The organism is Ruminococcus difficilis (genome assembly GCF_016680995.1).
Genome location: NZ_JAEQMG010000035.1, coordinates 99,768 through 121,323, shown reverse-complemented (window position 1 = coordinate 121,323; position 21,556 = coordinate 99,768). Strand labels below are relative to the sequence as shown.

At 51.0% G+C, this 21,556-nt stretch carries 17 protein-coding genes; 9 read left to right on the top strand and 8 right to left on the bottom strand.

Going from position 1 to position 21,556, the window contains the following annotated elements:
* Positions 1-2 precede the first annotated feature (2 nt).
* Both JKK62_RS02240 and JKK62_RS02235 read right to left on the bottom strand, forming a co-directional pair.
* Positions 3-830: an ABC transporter permease gene (locus JKK62_RS02240; RefSeq protein ID WP_201426778.1), complete on the bottom strand. Its 828-nt coding sequence runs from the start codon at positions 828-830 to the stop codon at positions 3-5.
* Positions 827-1,834, bottom strand: coding sequence for an ABC transporter ATP-binding protein (locus JKK62_RS02235; RefSeq protein ID WP_201426824.1), 1,008 nt, complete (start codon positions 1,832-1,834; stop codon positions 827-829). The genes JKK62_RS02240 and JKK62_RS02235 overlap by 4 nt, the downstream gene beginning before the upstream one ends.
* Positions 1,835-2,073: 239 nt before the next feature.
* Between JKK62_RS02235 and JKK62_RS02230 the strand changes: the two genes are divergently transcribed.
* Both JKK62_RS02230 and JKK62_RS02225 read left to right on the top strand, forming a co-directional pair.
* Positions 2,074-2,304, top strand: coding sequence for a DUF6514 family protein (locus JKK62_RS02230; RefSeq protein ID WP_201426777.1), 231 nt, complete (start codon positions 2,074-2,076; stop codon positions 2,302-2,304).
* A gap of 49 nt (positions 2,305-2,353) precedes the next feature.
* Positions 2,354-3,250, top strand: coding sequence for a radical SAM protein (locus JKK62_RS02225; RefSeq protein ID WP_201426776.1), 897 nt, complete (start codon positions 2,354-2,356; stop codon positions 3,248-3,250).
* 230 nt (positions 3,251-3,480) lie between these two features.
* Here JKK62_RS02225 and rny read toward each other — a convergent pair whose 3' ends face one another.
* The 3 genes from rny to JKK62_RS02210 form a co-directional block, all read right to left on the bottom strand.
* Positions 3,481-5,031 carry a ribonuclease Y gene (rny, locus tag JKK62_RS02220; protein ID WP_201426775.1) on the bottom strand — a complete coding sequence of 517 codons (1,551 nt, stop codon included), beginning with the start codon at positions 5,029-5,031 and terminating at the stop codon, positions 3,481-3,483.
* A 578-nt stretch (positions 5,032-5,609) separates the two neighbouring features.
* Positions 5,610-6,848, bottom strand: coding sequence for a hypothetical protein (locus JKK62_RS02215; protein ID WP_207752121.1), 1,239 nt, complete (start codon positions 6,846-6,848; stop codon positions 5,610-5,612).
* 157 nt (positions 6,849-7,005) lie between these two features.
* On the bottom strand, positions 7,006-7,971 hold the full coding sequence (locus JKK62_RS02210) for a hypothetical protein (protein ID WP_201426773.1): 966 nt from the start codon (positions 7,969-7,971) through the stop codon (positions 7,006-7,008).
* Positions 7,972-8,514: 543 nt separating this feature from the next.
* Here JKK62_RS02210 and glgB point away from each other — a divergent pair.
* The 4 genes from glgB (at position 8,515) to JKK62_RS02190 (ending at position 14,767) form a co-directional block, all read left to right on the top strand.
* Positions 8,515-10,698, top strand: a complete 2,184-nt coding sequence (gene glgB / locus JKK62_RS02205; RefSeq protein ID WP_201426772.1) for a 1,4-alpha-glucan branching protein GlgB — start codon at positions 8,515-8,517, stop codon at positions 10,696-10,698.
* Between the two features lie 120 nt (positions 10,699-10,818).
* A complete protein-coding gene (locus tag JKK62_RS02200; RefSeq protein ID WP_201426771.1) occupies positions 10,819-12,015 on the top strand; it encodes a glucose-1-phosphate adenylyltransferase in 1,197 nt (398 codons plus the stop codon).
* A gap of 2 nt (positions 12,016-12,017) precedes the next feature.
* Positions 12,018-13,130, top strand: coding sequence for a glucose-1-phosphate adenylyltransferase subunit GlgD (glgD, locus tag JKK62_RS02195; RefSeq protein WP_201426770.1), 1,113 nt, complete (start codon positions 12,018-12,020; stop codon positions 13,128-13,130).
* 209 nt (positions 13,131-13,339) lie between these two features.
* Complete coding sequence (locus JKK62_RS02190; protein WP_201426769.1) at positions 13,340-14,767, top strand: glycogen synthase; 1,428 nt, start codon at positions 13,340-13,342, stop codon at positions 14,765-14,767.
* 325 nt (positions 14,768-15,092) lie between these two features.
* Here JKK62_RS02190 and JKK62_RS02185 read toward each other — a convergent pair whose 3' ends face one another.
* Entirely contained in the window at positions 15,093-15,737 is a 645-nt protein-coding gene (locus JKK62_RS02185; protein ID WP_201426768.1) for an HAD family hydrolase, read from the bottom strand.
* A 254-nt stretch (positions 15,738-15,991) separates the two neighbouring features.
* Here JKK62_RS02185 and JKK62_RS02180 point away from each other — a divergent pair, with 254 nt between their 5' ends.
* From JKK62_RS02180 to JKK62_RS02170, 3 genes are all read left to right on the top strand, one after another.
* The gene (locus JKK62_RS02180; RefSeq protein ID WP_201426767.1) at positions 15,992-16,324 is read left to right on the top strand and encodes an ArsR/SmtB family transcription factor; all 333 of its coding nucleotides are present in this window, start codon (positions 15,992-15,994) and stop codon (positions 16,322-16,324) included.
* Positions 16,325-16,561: 237 nt separating this feature from the next.
* Positions 16,562-18,724, top strand: coding sequence for a heavy metal translocating P-type ATPase (locus JKK62_RS02175; RefSeq protein WP_201426766.1), 2,163 nt, complete (start codon positions 16,562-16,564; stop codon positions 18,722-18,724).
* Between the two features lie 105 nt (positions 18,725-18,829).
* Positions 18,830-20,446, top strand: coding sequence for an O-antigen ligase family protein (locus JKK62_RS02170; protein WP_201426765.1), 1,617 nt, complete (start codon positions 18,830-18,832; stop codon positions 20,444-20,446).
* A 410-nt stretch (positions 20,447-20,856) separates the two neighbouring features.
* Here the strand turns inward: JKK62_RS02170 and JKK62_RS02165 are convergent, their stop codons facing one another.
* A complete protein-coding gene (locus tag JKK62_RS02165) occupies positions 20,857-21,072 on the bottom strand; it encodes a DUF896 domain-containing protein (RefSeq protein ID WP_201426764.1) in 216 nt (71 codons plus the stop codon).
* 21 nt (positions 21,073-21,093) lie between these two features.
* On the bottom strand, positions 21,094-21,504 hold the full coding sequence (ruvX, locus tag JKK62_RS02160; protein WP_201426763.1) for a Holliday junction resolvase RuvX: 411 nt from the start codon (positions 21,502-21,504) through the stop codon (positions 21,094-21,096).
* Positions 21,505-21,556: the final 52 nt, after the last annotated feature.

The window sequence follows — 21,556 nt, the reverse complement described above, 5'->3', positions numbered from 1 at the left end:
TCTCAACCTCCCTGCACCGAAAGGTGCCTGACCGCGCTGTGCCAGATCAGCTTGGTAACGCCGTACATCACGATGACCCAAAAGATCTGCAGCCCGAAGCTCCACAGGATCTGTGACGTCGAATACATCCCCATGTAGATCATCACGGGCGTATACGACAGCGACGCGAACGGCAGGATGTTCAACACCGCCGCCAGTCCCGACGGCATGAACGCGAGCGGGATGATCGCGCCCGACAGGAAGGAAACCAGCGTTTCCTTGATCAGCGTCGTGCCCCACAGATTCTTGAAAAAGAACGCCATGAAGCCGTAGCATACATTAAAATAGAAAGAGATCATGTAAGCCAACAGCAGACTGACGATATATAATAAAAAGTAACCGATCTGAAAACGCACTTCGCCGCAAACGGCATAGCGGTAGATCTCCACGCCGGCTACCATCGGCACAAAGATCATCGAGATCGAGATCAACCGACTGCCCAGCTCCTGAAACAGAAAGCACATCTCAAAGGAACACGGCTTGATCATCCGCATGGCGATGGAGCCGTCGATGATCTCCTCACCTACCGCGAACGCGCCGTCGGAGTAGGTCATGTAGCCCGTCAGAAAGGTGATGAAGATATAGACCACCATATCCTCCATGGTAAAGCCCATGAAGGTTTCGCTGTCGGAGCTGAGAAAGACCGCCTTCCATACAAAGTACATGATGAACGCCGCCATGATCTCGCCGATCAGGTGACAGATAAAATTCGCGCGGTAGGCGATCATCTCCTGCATCCCGGCGCGGGTGAACGGCTTATAGGTACGGAAAAAGCGTTTGATCCGACTCATAGGCTCACCTCACGGCGGTACAGGCGCTTGATGATCTCTTCGATCTCGACGCCCTTGATATTCAGATCCTTGACATGGACGGTCGACAAGGTATAGGAAACGACGTCCTCCACGCTCACCTTGGCGGTATCGAAGCGCACGCGCGCCAAACTGCCGTCACGCTCGGCGCTGAGCTCATCCTCTGTCAAATGAAAGCGGCGGTGATAATCGAGCAGCTTGAAATCGGGCGCGTTGACCAGCTCGAATTCGAGCGTGCGCACATCGCCGAAATTGCGCTTCAACTCCGAAAGCCCGCCGTCAAACACCTTTTTGCCCTTGTCTATCATCACGATACGCTCGCACAACAGCTCGATATCCGCAAGGTCGTGGGTGGTGAGGATCACGGTCGTGCCCTCTTCTTTGTTGATCTTCATGATCGCGTTGCGGATATTATCCTTGACGACGACGTCCAGACCGATGGTCGGCTCGTCCAAAAACAATACCTTCGGTGAATGGAGCAGCGACGCGGCGATATCGGCGCGCATCCGCTGTCCGAGCGACAGGGTACGAACGGGGCTGGTGATAAAGCTGTCGAGCTCGAGCACCTCGTTAAGAAACGCCATGCGCTTTTGATACTGATCGTCCGGCACCTGATAGATCTCTTTTAATACGGCATAGGTCTCCCTGAGCGCCAGATCCCACCACAGCTGTGTACGCTGACCGAATACCACGCCGATCTCGCGCACATAGTTCTTTCGATCCTCCTGCGGGATCTTGCCGTTGATGCGGCACATCCCCGAGGTAGGCATCAGGATACCGGTCAGCATCTTGATGACCGTGCTTTTGCCGGCGCCGTTGGGTCCGATAAAGCCGAGGATCTCACCCTTCGGCACTTCAAACGATATGCCGTCCACCGCCTTGACGATCTCTTTTTTCGGATGAAAAAGGGATTTGACCGATCCTTTCAGTCCGGGCTCCTTGATGATCTTTTTAAATTCTTTCCGCAGATTGTCCGCATAAATCATACTATCCATAATGATCTTCCAATATCATATCAAGAATAAATCTTGTCATATCATAGCATATCGACAGACTGTTTTCAAGCGAAAAAGCGCGAAGAAAAGCGGTTTTTGGTTACAAAACACCTCAATCCGTGTCGATTCCTGTAACGATATTTACACTTTTGTTGAAATGCTTGCAAACACGATAGCGCGGTGCTACAATCACACTGTAATGTGATAATTCTTCACTAAGGAGGTGCCGTGTGATACAATATGATCTGCAAATCGGACATGCGTACAACAGCGAATACGGAGCCTATGTGACATACGGCGTCACAGCATTCAACCGCGGAAAAGTCATCTGTACCATCGAGGATATCTCGTTGGACATGAAAAAGGTCGAACAGTTGGTAAAGTTTTTCAATGAGGAACAGCTCTCCCCCGCTCACCTTGAAGAAGCGATCGAAAACTATTTATATGATTTCACAATATAATTGTATAGTCATACAGATTATGATATAATCATCCTGAGGATGTGTTATCATGAAATGCGATCAATGCCCCAGACATTGTCATACAGAACGCACCGAGGATCATTATGGATTCTGCGGCGTCGGCGAACTGCCGAAGATTGCGCGTGCCGCGCTGCACTTTGACGAAGAACCGCCCATCAGCGGCACCCACGGCGCGGGAACGATCTTTTTCAGCGGATGCAACCTGCGATGTGTGTTCTGCCAGAACTACGATATTTCCGAAGAGCATCAGGGCGTCGTCATCACGCCCTATCAGCTCAGTGAAGAATACCGCAGGCTCGAAGCGCTGGGAGCGGAGAATATCGAATTCGTCACCCCGTCGCACTATATCGACGCGATTTTGGAAAGTCTGACGTATTATCGACCGCGACTGCCGCTCATATGGAACAGCTCGGGATACGACAGCATCGACGCTTTACAACGCCTCGACGGTGTGATCGATATCTACCTACCCGACTTCAAATACAGCGACAACGCGCTGGCAAAGCGGCTGTCAAACTGTGGTGATTATGTCGAGACCGCCATCGCGGCGATCGATGAAATGCTCCGCCAACAGCCTGTAACCGTCATCGAAAACGGCGTCATGAAGCGCGGCGTGATCATCCGCCACCTCGTCCTCCCCTCCCACACCAAGAACAGTATCGGTGTTCTGGAAACGATCGCTCAAAGATGGAATGTTTCAGAGAAAACAGAAAACGGCACACGTGCCCCGGTCAGCCTGATGGCGCAGTATATGCCGGCGGGTAAAGCGGCGGACTATCCCGATATCGACCGCAAGCTGACCAAGCGTGAGTATCATAAAGTGTTAAACAAATTTATGGAGCTTGACCTTGACGGCTTCGCGCAGGAGTTGGATTCGTCGGACAAGAAGTATGTACCGGAGTGGGACTATGGAACTGAAGATTGAAAACTTAAGACTTAAGAATGAATAATGAAAGGCGGGGCACCCGCACCCGAATATAATTGTCCGAGCAAAGCGAGTTACCATCATTATTCAATTTTCAATATTCAATATTCAATTAAAAAAGCACTGCCGAAGCAGTGCTTTTCTGTTTAATGTAGTTTTCTGTCCGCCGTTGAAGTCGTTCCGTTACCGGAAGCCTCACAAAAGGCGGGATCGGATGCAACAGCTTGTTGCTATTTTGCGTAGCCGACAGCGCGGGATTCGCGGATGATGTTGACCTTAATCTGACCCGGATACTCGAGTTCATCTTCGATCTTCTTGCAGATATCTCTCGCAAGAGCGGGCATCGCGTCATCCTTGACCTGCTCGGGCTTGACCATGATACGGATCTCTCGACCCGCCTGGATCGCGTAAGAGGTTTCGACGCCCTTGAAGGAGGACGCGACCTCTTCGAGCTTCTGCAGACGCTTGATGTAATTCTCCAGATTCTCGCGGCGCGCGCCGGGACGAGCCGCTGAGATCGCGTCAGCCGCCTGTACGATACAAGCGACGACCGTCTTTGCCTCAACATCGCCGTGGTGAGCCTGGATCGCGTGGATGACCGCGTCGCTCTCCTTATACTTACGGGCGATATCAACGCCGATCTCGACGTGGCTGCCTTCGATCTCATGATCGAGCGCCTTACCGATATCATGCAGCAGACCGGCTCTCTTGCTCACGGTCGGATCAAGACCGAGCTCAGAGGCGATCATGCCGGAGATATAACAAACCTCCAGGGAATGCATCAACACATTCTGACCGTAGCTGGTACGGTATTTCAGACGACCGAGGATCTTGACGAGCTCGGGATGCAGTCCGTGTACGCCGGCGTCGAGCACCGCGCGTTCACCTGCCTGCTTGATGCTTGCCTCGACCTCACGGCGCGCCTTCTCGACCATTTCCTCGACTCTCGCGGGATGGATACGGCCGTCGGAGATGAGCTTTTCGAGCGCGACGCGAGCGATCTCGCGGCGAACCGGCTCAAAGCAGGAAATGGTGATCGCCTCGGGCGTATCGTCGATGATCAGGTCACAGCCGGTCATCGTTTCGATGGCGCGGATGTTGCGGCCTTCACGACCGATGATGCGACCCTTCATCTCGTCATTCGGCAGCGCGACGACCGATACGGTAGCTTCCGCGACCTGATCGGCAGCGCAGCGCTGGATCGCGAGGGAGATGATATTGCGGGCACGCTTGTCGGATTCATCCTTGAGCTGCTGCTCATACTCCATGATCTTGAGCGATTTCTCTCTGCCCAGCTCACCCTCGAGCTGATCGAGCAGATAGGTCTTCGCCTGATCTACGGTGTAGCCCGAGATCCTCTCGAGCATTTCAAACTGACTCTTCTTGATTGTTTCCGCCTCGGCGAGTCGGCCCTCGGCTTCTTTGATTTTTTTGTTTGCTCTTTCTTCCTTTTTCTCGACATTGTCGATCTTTCGGTCAAGAGTCTCTTCCTTTTGCTGGATACGGCGCTCCTGGCGCTGTACCTCCTTGCGTCGGTCGGCGATCTCCTTATCGTTCTCATTTCTGAGGCGATGGATCTCATCCTTACCTTCAAGGACAGCTTCCTTTTTCTTTGCTTCGGCAGTCTTCATAGCTTCGGTTACGATGCGCTTCGCTTCCTGCTCAGCGCTGCCGATCTCCGCCTCCGCGACCTTCTTTCGGTACGCGTTGCCGATGGCGACGCCGATACCGAGACCGAGGATCAGGGCGACCACTATGAGGATGATGCCTAAAACAGTCATACATGACACCTCCTTGATTTGATTCTTCCTAATCAAACTCAACTCACGGTGCCGTTACTCAGATATTCAGTTTTGTATCACCACTGTCAAAGACAGATTAATAAGGGTTCCGCAAATGTCACTTTTAATATAATGTCACTTAAATAATATGAAATATATGTCAAAGCATAACGCGGGTAACATAACGCGGGTAAAATGGTAATAGGGTAAAATATCTATATATAACGGCTCTCTAAGAGAGTCTAATAAAAAAGGGATGAACCGCAAACGGGTTCAGGGCATAATACTAATATTATACCATGCTTTATGATAATATAATCAAGGTGAAATGTCAAGGATAAATTCGTAAAAAGAACTATATTTCAGGCTCCGCTATTCATCCTGCGGCGCCTTCTTTATGACAGTCGGTATTCGCGGCAGTTTTGTAAGTAGGTACGGCAACAGCAACAACATTTCGATAACCGGGAGCACATATCATTACACAGGCGGCGATAGCAGTAGCTGACAGAACCACACCCGATATCTCTCCTGCCGGCATCATCAAAAAGAAAAGCGGTCCCGGATCGACCGCTTCCCCATTATAACTCTTCCTCAACCTCAGTAAGTGTTTCAAATCTGGGCTCCAACTTTCTGTGCTCCACCCCCGCCTTGATCGCCTCAAAAACGCCGTTGAGCTTGACGGCGTCGCACTCCAGCTGAGCGTCGCAGCACACGGCGTCGATGTTTCTGCCCTCGACAAAGCAATAACCGTTTTTGAGCGTCACCGATATTTGATGTTTGGGCAGTATCAATGCATCATAGCATTGATACTGACGAAGATTATCCCGGATGATCTCCAGCATTTTCTCGGTCGGCTCCCGATCCGCGGTATAAAAGACGCAGATCCCTTCGAGCATTTTTTTGGCGTAAGGCATGTCCATCGGTTTGTTGGGATCCTCTTTGATCTTGACGTCGGTCTTGAAAGAGATATTGGAAAATGCAATGTCCGTGCCATTCCATTTACCGTGGGTGCAGCAGTTTCCCTCATACTGCTCTCCCCCGCCGAAATCCACATACGGCAGCCGTTCACCGCTGTTAAATCTTTCCACGGTCATGATTGTTTTGAGCATCGGCTTGATACGGCTTTCGGCATCCTGATCGAATCTTTTCTTCAGAGCCTTCGGGATCAGACGCTCAGCGAAAAATGATCCCGCAAACACGATCATCCCAAAAAAAGACAGAAGCAAAAACGGCCACGGCGCCGAACCGGCGATCATATCGACCAACGTACAGGAAACCGTTATCCATATCACTGCGTTCAGCTTTCCTAAAACAAATATAAAGATAATAAAGCAAATAAATATCAGGGCAATCAAAATATTTGTTAACGGTATTCTTCCGCCCTGATTAAACGGATAATAACGAACCATGATAAAAGCACATGAATGCAGGATAGCTATGCCGAAGCATTTGATCAAACGATGGTTCTTCATCATGAAAACATTGATATCTGCTTTCTCATGCTTCACCACGATTTTACTGAGCAAATAATCCTCACAGCGCTTGATCCTTCTGTCTGCCGACTCAAGGCTCACCATGACCGGAAAAACAACGCACCATATAACAGGTAAAACAAAGCACATGCCCCAAAGAGGGTGAATATCCGTGCAGAAAACAACAATGAACGGAACAAAGAATCCAAGCAGGACAAGCGGTACGATAAGGACCGCCTTACGCGTTAACCGCTCCTTACGAGCCTCCATCTTACCGATCGTTTGCAACGCTTTCAGATCTTCTTCCGACCATGAGTTATACTCATCAGAAAAAATACTCATCATACCCCCCTCTTTGTTTCTATCCATTTAGTTAATAAAATGCACACTAGATTTAATATACTTACAATTCGGTATTTGTCAGCAAAGATTCAAATTTCGAAAAAAGAAATATTCTACCGCTGACATCAGATCAGTCCTTATTACTGACGTCTGAAAAAAGCTAAAGATTCCTCTGCATCAGTTTCTGTTGGACCCCTGCATCGATACGCTTGAAAATATCATCCAGCTTTTTGGCGTCGATCTTCAGTTGATCGCCGTGCCATACCGCATTGAATGATTCATCTGCCGTAAAAAAGTATCCTGCATCCAACAGAGCGGTGATTTTATTGGCTGTATTCACCGTCACATCATATATCCTGTAATCCTCCAGATTATGTCGGATCATCTCGAGTGTTTTTTTGTTTGGCTTATGTCCGACGATATAGGTCACGCCGATGCCGCAGAATGAATCGGTAGCGTTGACCAGGCCTGCGCTGAAAATCTGACTCTTATCTCGTACCACTTTTCTCTTGAAACTCAGGTTGGAATAAGAAACGGTGATGCCGTTCCATTTTCCCGCCGCATAACAATTCCCCTTGATTTTCTCAGCGTTCTTATCGTCAAAGGGCATATGCTCACGGCACAGAAACTTCTCCGTCGTCATCACGCTCTCCAGCATCGGGCGGATCTTTGCGTCCGCTTCAGACTCAAAGTTCCTGTCGACCTTCTTCTCCAACAGATGGCTAAACAGGAAGGAGCCGATCACCAACAAAACACCTGTCCCGGCAAAGAAGAACAGCAGCCACGGTATATTGCCCGATTTCAAATAAACCGCAAAAAGTATGACTGATAATACAAATATCATTCCATCCACGCCAAGGATCAATATACCGACCAGCGCCAAAAAGCCGAACGGCAGGATAACCCATTCCGGTATATAAAATAACGACATCGTAATATTCAGAACCAAGAGGATCATCCCGGCAAAAAACATCCGGTCAAACAGTGTTCGCATCAATATTTCTTTTTCGGGCTTTTTTTCCCTACTGATGCCGGTCATCAAGAAATCCTCACAGCGCTTGATACGCTTTTCTGTTAAAGCGATAACATTCATCCAGACAAACAAAATTACCGAAGGCAGTAACATCAGTGAAGCAGACATGAGATCCGGTCTTTCGATATTCAAGGTAATTATAATCAAAATGACGGAACATACGATATATGCAACAAAAAACACTATCTTAGAACCGAAGAAACGCTTGACGGAACGTAAACGCTCAATCGATCGAAACGCTTTTTCCCGGTCTTCCGAATACACATTTTCCAGATTCCGATCCATAGTTTACTCCTTAGCGTCAACTGTACAAAATGATCATAATATCAAGTATTCAACGTGTGAATCCTTCCGTATCTCATCGCTTACATCATACCTTTCGAAGCCTTTTATGTCAATAAAATATGAGCGCCAAAACAAAGCCTGTTTTTTTCCGAAGCACCATATTCTTTGTACATAAATAACAAATGATTTTTATTTCATTGTCTATAATGACAACCGAATAGGCAATTTTTATAAAAACTGCACTAAATCTTTGGAGTTTAATTTCCGTTTTTACTTGAAATTGTCAAAAAGGTCTGTTATTATAGAGTTGTATATTTATGTACTAATTCTTACTATAAGGAGAGTCAGATTATGAATTATGTATTAAACGACGAAAGATTCCCTCTTGATTTGTTCCACGGCGGTGACGCGGTACGCATCTATGATTTCCTCGGCGCCCATGATTTTTGGATGGACGGCGTACAGGGAACCATGTTCCGCGTATGGGCTCCCAACGCTCTGAGCGTATCCGTTGTCGGCGACTTTAACGGATGGGATCAAATGGCGAACCACATGCACAAAATTTCCGAAGGCGGCGTTTGGGAAGTTTGGATCCCGAATCTCGGCGAGACGGCGATCTACAAATACTGCGTAGAGACCCCTTGGTTTGAGAAGATCCTCAAGTCTGATCCCTTCGCGTTCCATACCCAGACCCGTCCCGACAATGCTTCTATCATCTATAATTACAACAAGTACGAGTGGAATGACGAGGCTTGGTATAAGTATAAGATGGAGCATAACCACTTCGACAATCCCGTCAACATCTATGAGGTACACGCGGGCTCCTGGCGCAAGTATGCCGACGGCAACACCTTTGATTACAACAAGCTCGCCGATGAGCTGATCCCCTATGTCAAGGAAATGGGCTACACCCACATCGAGTTCATGCCCATGACCGAGTATCCGTTCGACGGCTCGTGGGGCTATCAGGTGACCGGCTATTACGCTCCTACCTCCCGCTACGGTTCCCCCGAAATGTTCATGCACTTCATCGACCAGTGCCATCAGGAAGGCATCGGCGTCATCCTCGACTGGGTACCCGCTCACTTCCCCAAGGACGCGCACGGTCTGGGGCGTTTCGACGGCATCCACTGCTATGAGTATGAGGACAGCCGCAAGGGCGAGCATAAAGAATGGGGCACCTACGTATTCGACTACGCGCGCTACGAGGTCATCTCCTTCTTAGTATCCTCCGCGATGTTCTGGCTGGACAAGTACCATGTCGACGGCATCCGTGTCGACGCGGTCGCTTCCATGCTGTATCTTGACTACAACCGCCGTGACGGCGAGTGGGTAGCCAACAAATACGGCGGTCACGAGCACCTTGAGGCGGTCGAGTTCATCCAGAGACTGAACACCGCTGTTCATCTGCATCATCCGACCGTTATGATGATCGCTGAGGAATCCACCTCCTGGCCGATGGTATCCCGTCCCGTATCCGACGGCGGTCTGGGCTTCGACTACAAGTGGAACATGGGCTGGATGAACGACATGCTGTCCTATATGTCCCTCGATCCGCTGTGGAGACCCTATCATCACAACTCCATCACCTTCTCCTTCCTCTATGCGTTCTCCGAGAACTTCCTGCTGCCGATCTCTCACGATGAGGTCGTATACGGCAAGGGCTCTCTGATCAATAAAATGCCCGGCGATTATGATATGAAGTTCGCGGGCGTCCGCGTATTCATGTCCTACATGATGGCTCACCCCGGCAAGAAGCTCACCTTCATGGGCGCCGAGATCGGTCAGTTCGACGAGTGGAACAGCACCGAAGAGCTGCAGTGGGGTCTGCTTGGATTTGAGAAGCATAAGAAGCTCAATGACTTCTTCCGCGCGCTCAACGAGTTCTACAAGGCGAACAGCTGCATGTATGAGGTCGACTTCACATGGGAGGGCTTCAACTGGATCCATCACGATGACTATCAGCAGAGCGTTATCGCGTTCCGCCGTATCGATAAGGAAGGCAACAACATCATCGTCGTCTGCAACTTCCAGCCCATGTATCGTGAGAACTACGGCATCGGCGTTCCGGATTACGGCGTTTACGCGGAGGTCTTTAACTCCGACGACGAGCAGTACGGCGGTACCGGTAAGACAAACGGCACCGATATTCACACCGTCGACGAAGAGATGCACGGCTTCGATCAGGCGATCTACCTCAACCTGCCTCCGATGAGCGCACTGTATCTCAAGTGTGTCAAGAAGGAAAAGAGCCCCAAGGAGATCAAAGAGGAAGCGAAGATCGCAAGACGCAAGGAAGCCGCCAAGAAAGCAGCCGCTACCCGCGCCGCGAAGAAAGCAGCCGCCGCGAAGAAGGCTGATGACGTCAAGAAGGACGTCGAAAAGAAAAAAGCAGCTACAAAGAAAAAGGTAAAAGAAGCGGCTGAGAAGATCGATGACAAGCTCGACGATATCGATGACAAGATCGAGGATAAGATCGAAGACGCAAAGAAGTCAGCCGCTAAGAAAACCGCAAAGAAAAAAGCAGATAAATGATCCCTGATCATCCATCTGCATAACAGTTATTTCACTGAGCCCCGATCAAGCTCGGGGCTCAGCAACGAAGGCAATCCCGCATGATATACGGTGTATTGACTGAATATTTGGAGGAAACACATGATACCTAAAAAAGAAGTAGTGGCTATGCTGCTTGCAGGCGGTCAAGGCTCTCGCCTCGGCGTTCTGACCAAGAAGATCGCGAAGCCCGCTGTTCCTTTCGGAGGTAAATACAGAATCATCGACTTTCCCCTGTCGAACTGTATCAACTCCGGCATCGAGGCGGTAGGCGTTTTGACCCAGTATCAGCCGCTCGAACTCAACGAATATGTCGGTAACGGTCAGCCGTGGGATCTGGACGGCATCCACTCCGGCGTCACCTGCCTGCAGCCCTACGAGTCCAAGGAAGGCTCCGACTGGTATTCCGGTACCGCTAACGCGATCTATCAGAACATCGGTTTTGTAGACCGCTATGACCCCGATTATATCGTAGTCCTCTCCGGCGACCACATCTATAAGATGGATTACGCCGCTATGGTAGATTACCATAAGGAAAACAACGCCGCCTGCACCATCGCCGCGATGGATGTACCGATGGATGAGGCGTCCCGTTTCGGTATCCTCAATACCAACGAGGACAACACGATCTATGAATTTGAAGAAAAACCCGAGCATCCGAAGAGCACCAACGCCTCCATGGGCATCTATGTATTCACATGGAAGACCGTCAGAAGCTATCTGATCAAGGACGCGCAGAATCCCGATTCACACAACGACTTCGGCAAGGACGTTCTGCCGCTGATGCTCGATTCCGGCGAAAAGATGATCGCCTATCCGTTTGAAGGCTATTGGAAAGACGTCGGTACCATCGACAGCCTTTGGGAAGCGAACATGGATCTGCTCGATCCCAAGGTACAGCTCGACTTAAAGAACATCTACTCCCGCAATCCGATGATGCCGCCGCACCACATCGGCGATACCGGCGAGATCCAGAACTCCATGGTATCCGACGGCTGCAACATCGACGGCAAGCTGGAATTCTCCATCATCTTCCCCGGCGTTATCATCGGCAAGGACGCGGTGATCAACTCCTCGATCCTCTTCCCCGGCGTCGTTATCGAGGACGGCGCTCATGTGGAATTCTCCATCATTGCCGAGAATACCACTATCGGGAAGAACGCCAAGGTCGGCGCCGCTCCCACTGAGATGGAGAACCGCGACGACTGGGGCATCACCGTCGTCGGAAACGGTCTTAAGATCGGCGAGGGCGTAACGGTTCCCTGCAAAGCAATGATCGATCAAGATATGGAGGTGTAAGCATGGCAAGCAACAGAATTTTAGGTCTGATTTTTGCGAATTCAAATGAAAAGAACTTGCCCGAGCTGACCGCTTACCGTACCACCGGCTCCGTTCCTTTCGGCGGAAAGTATCGTCTGATCGACTTCCCGCTCTCCAATATGAGCAACTCCGGTATCAACAATATCGGTATCGTCGCAAAATCCAACTTTATGTCCCTGATGGATCATGTCGGCTCCGGCTCCGCGTGGGATCTCGCCCGCCGCAGAAGCGGTCTGAGCATCCTGCCGCCTTACGGCGAGCACAGCTTCGCGACCTTGGTTGAAACCCTCTTCAACCTGCACGGCTATATCGAGCACGGCGATGAGGATTACATCCTGATCTCCCCCTCCGACTGCGTACATAACATGGATTACGGCAAGGTTCTGGAATTTGCCGAGAAGAACCGTTCCGATATCACCTTTATCTATACCAAGCGTGTCGTCAAGGAGATCACCGACGATTTCCGCTGCATCCTCGATGTGGATGCTGACGGCAAGGTCACAAAGATCATGGCGTCTCCCGTCGATGACTGCGTATGCAACCTCGATATCGGTATCATACTGATGAAGAAAACCGTTCTCATGGCGTTGATCCGTCAGGCGATGAGCGAATCCAAATACAGCTTTGTGCGCGATGTCCTGCAGAATTCTCTCGATCGTCACAGAGTTTACGCGTATGAGCTCAAGGGCTACTGTGAGATCATCGGCTCCGTCAAGGAATACTATGACGCGAACATGAAGATCATGGATCGCGATACCCGCTATAAGCTCTTTGATTACAAGCACCCCATCTACACCAAGGTGCGTGACGACGCTCCCTCACGCTACGGTCTGAACTGCAATGTGAAGGATTCTCTGATCGCGCAGGGCTGTGTCATCAACGGTATCGTCGAGAACTCCATCATCTCGAAGGGCGTTTACATCGGTCACGACGCGGTCATCAAGAACTGTATCATCATGCAGGACTGCATCATCGGCGACAAAGCGCAGCTGATCAACCTTGTCATCGACAAGGACGTCAACGTCAGCCGCGGCTCCAAGCTGCAGGGTACCCGTAACTATCCGATGTATATCGCAAAGCGTTCCATCGTATAAAATATAAGCCTTCCCCTTGAGGGGAAGGTGCTGAACAAAGTGAAGCGGATGAGGTGGAAGCGTTTTCCGTCTTATTCCGTAAAAAGATATAAATTCAGGGTTCCGCCTCATCCGACCTTTTCAACTCATGATGAGTTGAAAAACCCACCTTCCCCTCAAGGAGATGGCTATGGAACACTTATTTTTCTTAACTTACAGGAGGTAACTATATGAAAATCCTTTATTGCGCGAGCGAAGCGAATCCGTTTGCGGGCAGCGGCGGTCTCGCCGACGTAGCAGGTTCTCTGCCCCATACCGTGTGCCGCAAGGGTCATGACTGCCGTATCGTTATGCCGCTGTACGGTACCATCCCCTATGAGCTCAAGTGCCAGATGAACTTCATCACCAACTTTACCGTTCCGGTCGCTTGGAGACATCAGTACTGCGGTCTGTTCTGGGCACGCTGGAACGACTGCACCTACTACTTCATCGACAACGAATACTACTTCAAGAGAGATAAGCTGTATGGCTTCTATGATGACGCCGAAAGATACGCGTTCTTCTCCCGCGCCATCCTCGAGATGCTCCCCTACATCGACTTCCATCCCGATCTCATCCACACCAACGACTGGCAGACAGCGCTGGTACCCGTCTACTACTATCTCTTCTACAGTAAGAATCCGTGGTATTACAACATCAAGTCCCTCTTTACCATCCACAACATCCAGTATCAGGGTAAGTACGGCTGGGAGGTCAACACCGAGTGCGTCGGTATCCCGCCCACAGAGACCAAGATCCTGGAGATGGACGGCAAGCTGAACATGATGAAGGGCGCGATCTTCTGCTCCACCCGCGTCAACACCGTCTCCCCCACCTACGCGCTGGAGATCAAGGATCCTTGGTACAGCTACGGTCTGCATCACGCGCTGAACGCGAATCACTACAAGCTCTGCGGTATCCTCAACGGTATCGATAACGCCAGCTATGATCCCGCGACCGACTATCAGCTCTACTGCAACTACACCAAGGAAGACATGAGCGGTAAGGGCGAGTGTAAGCGCAGATTGCAGGAACGTCTGGGTCTCGAGCAGGCTTGGGATATCCCGATGGTCGCCATGGTCACCCGTATGGTCGCCCACAAGGGTCTTGACCTCGTTCGCGGCGGTCTGCCGGATCTCTTGAACAACAATAAGATGCAGTTCGTCATCCTCGGCTCCGGTGATGAAGAGTACGAGAACTTCTTCCGTGATATGCAGTGGTTCTATCCCGGCAGAGTCGTTACCTGCCACGGATTTGTTCCCGAGCTGGCGCGCAAGATCTACTCCGGCGCGGACATCTTCCTGATGCCCAGTAAGCAGGAGCCCTGTGGTCTGTCTCAGATGATCGCACTGCGCTACGGTACCATTCCGGTCGTCCGCGAGGTCGGCGGCTTGAAGGACAGCGTATTCGACAGCGCCGATAACTACGGCAACGGTTTCACCTTCCGCAACTATGATATCGCCGATATGTGCAACGCGGTCAAGCGCGCACTGTCCGGTATCTATGATAACGAAGGCTGGCATCAGCTGATGTGGCGCGCGATGATGAGCGACAACAGCTGGGAACGCTCCGCTCAGGACTACATCAACGTATACGAAGACACCATGAACTGGCTCTAAGCCGCGGCTTTTTATTCCGCCTATTAAAACGCATTATCTGACTATGCTGTCATCAACGGCGTGTCAAACGTAAATGTTGACTGAAACAATCAAGTAACTATTTCAAACCTCTAAAAACGCCGCTTCGGAATCAAACCGAAGCGGCGTTCTTTTGTATATTATAAAGTGCAAACATTTATGATCAGGGAATATCTGTTTTCAATCGCATTATCACACGGAGCAAAAGAACCGTTTTTTGTAGGGGAGGGTCTTGACCCTCCCGCAACAATTCCGATCGAAGCCACCAAAAATAAAGTAAATCAATCCTTCCGTAACGCTGCGAGCATTAGACACGCGTGTCTAAATACTCCTTCACCTCAAACAGCGACGGCAATACGACCTCCGCCAGTCCCCTGATCTCGTCATCCGGCTGCAAAATATCCGGCACCATGATCGGGTGCATCCCCGCGGCATGGGCGGCACGGATGCCGTTATAGCTGTCCTCGATCACATAGCAATCCCTCGCGTCAGCCCCCAGCCGTTCGGCGGCAGTGAGGAAAATCTCGGGATGGGGCTTACTGTGGCTGACCATATCGCCGCAGACCAGCGTATCGAAATACGGGATCAGATCGACCTTGCCCAAGGATTTGCGCACGCTCACCTCGCGCGTCGAGGACGCGAGCGCGGTACGGATCCCGTTCTCCTTCAACCAATCGAACAGCTCAAACACACCGGGCTTGAGCTCATAATCGGACTTGTTCAGCTCCTTCTGCACATCCTCGCGATAGGCGTAATAATCGAACTCATGCCCCACATATTCAAAGAATATCTCTCTCGTTTTGACGCGGGTCACACCGATGCTGTCCATGCACGCCTTGTGCACCGCGTCCACATCGGTCAGACCGTACTTGGGCGCGAGTTTCTTATACGCTTCGACATACACGCGCTCGGAGTCAAAAATGACGCCGTCCATATCAAAAATCACATACATTCCAACCACTTCCAAATCTAAAGTAGTTCCATTATAACCGAAAAGTCAAAATAATTCAACAAATCTATTGACATATTCTGTTTTGTGGAGTATGATAAAGATAACATATGAATAGTTGTTCATATGTTCAAGCTTTGCAATGAAGTAATCGATCAATTAAGCCTCCCTTTCCTAAGGGAGGTGGCGCTGACACGCGTGTCAAGCGCCGGAGGGTTGCCTTAACCCTTCATAACCCAAAAATAACGGAGGCTCCTATGGCACACGAAGATCATCAGGATATCGTCAGAGAAATCAAAGAGAATATGCCCGACGCCGATACGCTGTTTGAGTTGGCGGACTTTTTCAAGGTGTTCGGCGACTCCACCCGCATCCGCATCATGTGCGCTTTGTTTGAAAAAGAGCTGAGCGTATGCTGTATCGCGGACATCGTCGGCATGGAACAAAGCACCGTTTCGCACCAGCTCCGCGTCCTGCGACAGGAAAATCTGGTCAAGGTGCGGCGCGAGGGAAAGCAAAGCTACTATTCCCTCGAGGATGAGCACATCCAAAAGATCTTTGAGATGGGTCTTGAGCATATATTGGAATGATAAAAGCCTTCCCCTTGAGGGGAAGGTGCTGAGCCACGCGAAGCGGATGAGGTGGAAACATATGATTCTCATCCCGTTAATAAACTAATCGGAAAGGTTTACACCTCATCCGACCAATTTGCCTGATTGGCAAATTGCCCACCTTCCCCTCAAGGGGAAGGCTTGAAAACGGTGGACTCTGTCCACTCTCGATTATACGGGAGGGTCAAGACCCTCCCCTACATAAGGTGACTGAACATGAAACACGAATTTGTACTGGAAGGGCTGCACTGTGCGAACTGTGCGGCGAAAATCGAAGCAAAGCTCGAAAAGCGATACGGTGATGTGCGATTCTCCTTTGCCACCTTGGAGCTGGAGATCCACACCGATGAAAAAGATATCCGCGACGAGGTGCAACAGATCGTCGACGCGATCGAGGACGGTGTGACGGTCGTACCGAAAGCGGAGAACACTCATACAGAGTATCAAGAAAAAAACAGTCACGACTGTCACGACCGTCATGACTGTCACGACGGATGCTGTGATCACGATCACGACCATGACCATCATCATGAGCAGAAGCAAACCGACAAAAAGCAAAACGATGATGAATCCTACGACAAAAGCGGCAAGGTCAAAGTGATCCTGCTGATCATTGCGGCAGTGCTGTTCATCGCGGCGTTCATCCTGCATATCCTCGGCAAGCATGATCTGATCTGCAACATCATCAGCATCATTTCCGCCGTACTCGCGGGCTATGACGTCGTCATCAAAGGCGTCAAATCCATCTTCAAGCGCCGTCTTGATGAAACCACCCTCATGACCGTCGCGGTCATCGCGGCGATGGTGCTGGGTGAATTTGTCGAGGGCGCGGCAGTCATGGTGCTGTTCGGCATCGGTGAGCTGCTCGAGGATAAGGCGGTCGAAAAATCCCGCCGCGATATCCGCAAGCTGGCGGATATCCGACCAGACGTCGCCTATATCTATGAGAACGGCAAAAGCCGTCAGGTCAGCGCCGAGAATGTAGCGATCGGCACCATCCTCGAGATCCCGCCGCACACACGTGTACCGCTGGACGGTATCATCACCGGGGGCAGCACCACCGTTGACGCCTCTTCCCTGACAGGTGAATCGGAGCCCGTCGACGCGACCGTAGGCGTCGAGCTGCTCAGCGGCATGATGAACAACGACAACACCGTGTATCTCAAAACCACCAAGGCATATGCCGACAGCGCGGCGACACGCATCGTCAAGCTCGTCGAGGACAGCTCCAAGAGCAAGGGCAACCATGAGAAGCTGATCACCCGCTTTGCGGCGGTCTACACCCCCGTGATGATCGGACTGTCGCTCGTCATCGCCATCATCCCCTCGCTGATCACCGGTAGCTGGACGGAATGGATCCACAAAGCGCTCGTTTGTCTTGTCGCGTCCTGTCCGTGCTCGATCGTCATCTCCGTACCTCTCTCCTACTACGCCGGAATCGGCGCGGCGAGCAAGGAGGGCGTGCTGATCAAGGGCGGCAGATTCGTCGAAGCGATCGCCGTCGCCAAAGCGTTCGCCTTTGATAAGACCGGCACGATCACCGATAATCAAATTTCTGTTAAAGAAATAAAAGCAACAGACTCATACAGCGCAAACGAGATCGCCGCATTGGCGGCGGCGGCAGAAGCCCGTTCCGCTCACCCGGTGGCGAATGCCCTGCGCACATACTGTAAAGACAACAATATTTCTGTAGAAGAATTAAAAGAGCATCGGGAGATCAGCTCCCACGGCGTGACCGCCCGTCGCGGCAGTGATACGATCACCGTCTGCAAGCGTGAGGGAAAGCCCGGTATCTCGGTACAGCTCAATGATAACGAGATCGGCGTGATCACCCTCAGCGAGCATATCCGCAGTGAAGCGCCCGACGCGCTGCAAGCCTTAAAGGAACTCGGCGTCGAAAAGAACGTCATGCTCTCCGGCGACAAGCAGGAATCCTGCCGGAACGTCGCGCAGGGCTTGGCGCTTGATGAGGTACACGGTGAGCTCCTGCCCGAGGACAAGGTCAAGACCGTTGAGAGGCTGATTGACGACTGCGGCTCCTGCGCCTTTGTCGGCGACGGCATCAACGACGCTCCGGTACTCAGCCGCGCCACCTGCGGCATTGCGATGGGACTCGGCTCCGACGCGGCGATCGAATCCGCCGATATGGTGCTCAGCTCCGAGAACCTCTCTTCTCTCCCCCGCGCTGTACGGCTCGCCCGCAGGACGATCTCCACCGTCAAGGCAAACATCACCTTCTCGCTGATCGTCAAGGCTGTGATCATCATCCTCGCGATCATGAATATCGCGCCGCTGTGGCTGGCGGTATTCTCCGACACCGGCGTTTGCCTGATCTGCGTTTTGAACGCGGTACGCCTGATTCGCCGTAAAACCAAATGATTGTTGACATTCCTACCCTTTTGCGTTACGATTAGGGTAGGAATTATTCTTATAACTCTGCGATCCGCAATTGAATAGGCGGGATCGCCTCAAAGGATATCACATATGAAACAAACGCAATATAACGCGCAAACCCCCGCGCAGAAAGCTCTGCCGAAATACGCCGTCAAGCATTCGCTGGTCAACTATTATCTGGCGCTCATGTTCAGCTTCTTTCCGCTGTTTTTAACAGAACAATACGCGCACGCGAGGCTGGATAAATACTTCTTCTACGTGATCGCAACCGCTATTTTCATCATCTCGACCGGACTGTGCATGTATTTCAGCTACGTCGATGAGATCCGCGCCGATCACAAGGCGGCGTTGCTCACACCGTTTTCGGTGACCGATATCTGTATGCTGTGCTTTCTCGGATTCGCGGTCATCTCCACCTTGATGACAGAACACCCGAATGAGGCGCTGCTCGGTCCGAACCCCTTTGTCAGCGGAGCGATCCACAGCCGCAACAACGGTTTACTGCTCTTGTTCCTGTACACGATGATGTACTTCATCATCACCCGCAACTATGTCAAGAAGGATTATGTCTTTATCATCTATCTGGTGACGTCCTCGATCATCGCCCTGCTGACAGTGCTCAACTTCTTCTACATCGATCCGCTCCATATGCTCGAGGGCTATGACGAGGCGACAATCGCCGACTTCGGCTCCACCCTCGGCAACAAAAATATCATCGCGGCATTCATGTGCATCTTCCTGCCCGCCGCCGTGATGTTCTTTGTGATCTCAGAGAAAAAGCTCGTCCGCATCATTGCCGGTATATCGATCCTGTTCGCCTACACCGGACTGCTGTGCGCGGACTCGACCTCCGACATTCTCGGACTGCTTGTGATCCTGCCGGTGATGGCGATCTTTTCTGCGCGCAGCTTCAATTATCTCAAGCGCTATCTGCTGGCGCTGACGATCCTGTTCGCGTCCGGCAAGGTACTGTGGATCTTCGCGCTGATCATCGGCGATCACAACAAAGGCTTTGAGTTCATGCAGCACTTTTTGATCTATGACAAGCTGATGTTCCTGCCGATCGCGCTATGCTGTCTGCTGTATCTTTTGCTGATGTTCTTTGAGAAGAAGCTCGAGGCGCGTTACCCCACGAAGGCTGTGACGATCACGTTCACCGTATTATTCGTTATCGGAATGATTGCGGCATTGGGCGCGTTCATCTGGTTCAGCTTCATCGACCGTGAGACCGATATCGGCAGCTTCAAAAAGCTGCTTCGGTTCGACGATTACTGGGGCACGCACCGCGGCTTTATGTGGCGCGTCAGCTTTGAAGAATTCACCAAATTCAGGCCGCTGCAGATCCTCTTCGGCACCGGTCCCGACACCGCCTATTATGTCTTAAAGCCGCATTTCGGCGAGCTCTCCTCACGCTTCGGCGACAGCTCCACCGACTGTGCTCACAACGAATTCATCAATTATCTGCTCACGCAAGGCGTGCTCGGACTGACGGCATATCTCGGCGTGATGGGCTCGGTAATCGTCCGCGCGATCAAAACCGCAAAAAAGAATCCGACCGTTCTGATCTTTGTCTGTCCGGTGATCTGCTACCTCGCGCAGTCTGTTGTCAACCTGTACAACCCGATCGTCACGCCGTTCCTTTTCATCTTCCTCTCCCTCACGGAGGCGACAAATCGAAATGTGAAGTATCAAATAACTGAGGAATAATCTATCGTAACGAATACAACAAACGCTCGCAGCTATCATGCCGCGAGCGTTACATTTTGTCAAAAAAGCAAATAATGAGTAGTTGTTTTCCAAGGCTCCCTTTGGGAAAGGAGATTCCCCTGCTAGGGGAAATGTCCGCAATGCGGACAAAAGGGTCTGCTGCCTCCGCTAGGAGGGCTCAAACTGATAAAAAAACTGAGGGATTGTACTAAATTGTTTGAGCGAAGCGAGTATCTCAATTATATAAAGTATCTCCCTACGGTCGGTCAATCAATACAATTCATCCGTCAGCTTGCGCTGACACCTTCCTTTCCCAAAGGAAGGCTTTGATACATTTTTCATTGCTGTCATTATCTAAACCAAAACGCGTCAGCGTTTCCCGCAATTCCTCATTCCTAATTCCTAATTCCTCATTGCTTCTTCATCGCGTCCTTCAGGCTCTTGACGGTGCCGTCGGGATAGGTAACGTCCACGTTATCGAGGCGCTGTTTGAACTGTGCGCGAAAGCCCTTGAGATAGATCGCGTACAGCTCCTTTTGGCGCTTTTGCTCCGCGTCGGTCAATCCTTCTTCCTTTTTCTTCTTCGCGAGCGCGTTGATCTCGGCGATCAGTTCCTGCATTTCCATTTCTGTTATCCTTTCTGTATCTTACTTTTGACTGTCTAAGTAATCCTGCAAGATGATGGATGCCGCTACGGCGTCCACCTTCTGCTTGCGTTTTTTGCCGTATACATTGCCCGCGCTGAGGTAGCTGTGCGCGGTGATGGTGGTGCCGCGTTCATCCTGCATATGATGCGGTACGCCGGTGAGCTCACTCAACCTCGCGGCAAGCTCTCTGGCGCGCAGAGCGCTCTCTCCCTCACTGCCGTCCATATTGCGCGGTAAGCCGACGACTATGATCTGAGCCTTGGTTTCCTTCACCTTTTCGGCGATCTTTTGTATCAGTTTTTCATCGTTATGCTCGGTGATCACGCACAGTGACGACGCCAAAAAGCCGCTCTTGTCCGATACGGCAAGCCCCGTCCTCGCGTGACCGAGATCTACGGATAATGCGATCATAGTTCCTCCTGTTAAGGTTGAGATTATCACGGGATAGATCCCTCATAATGAC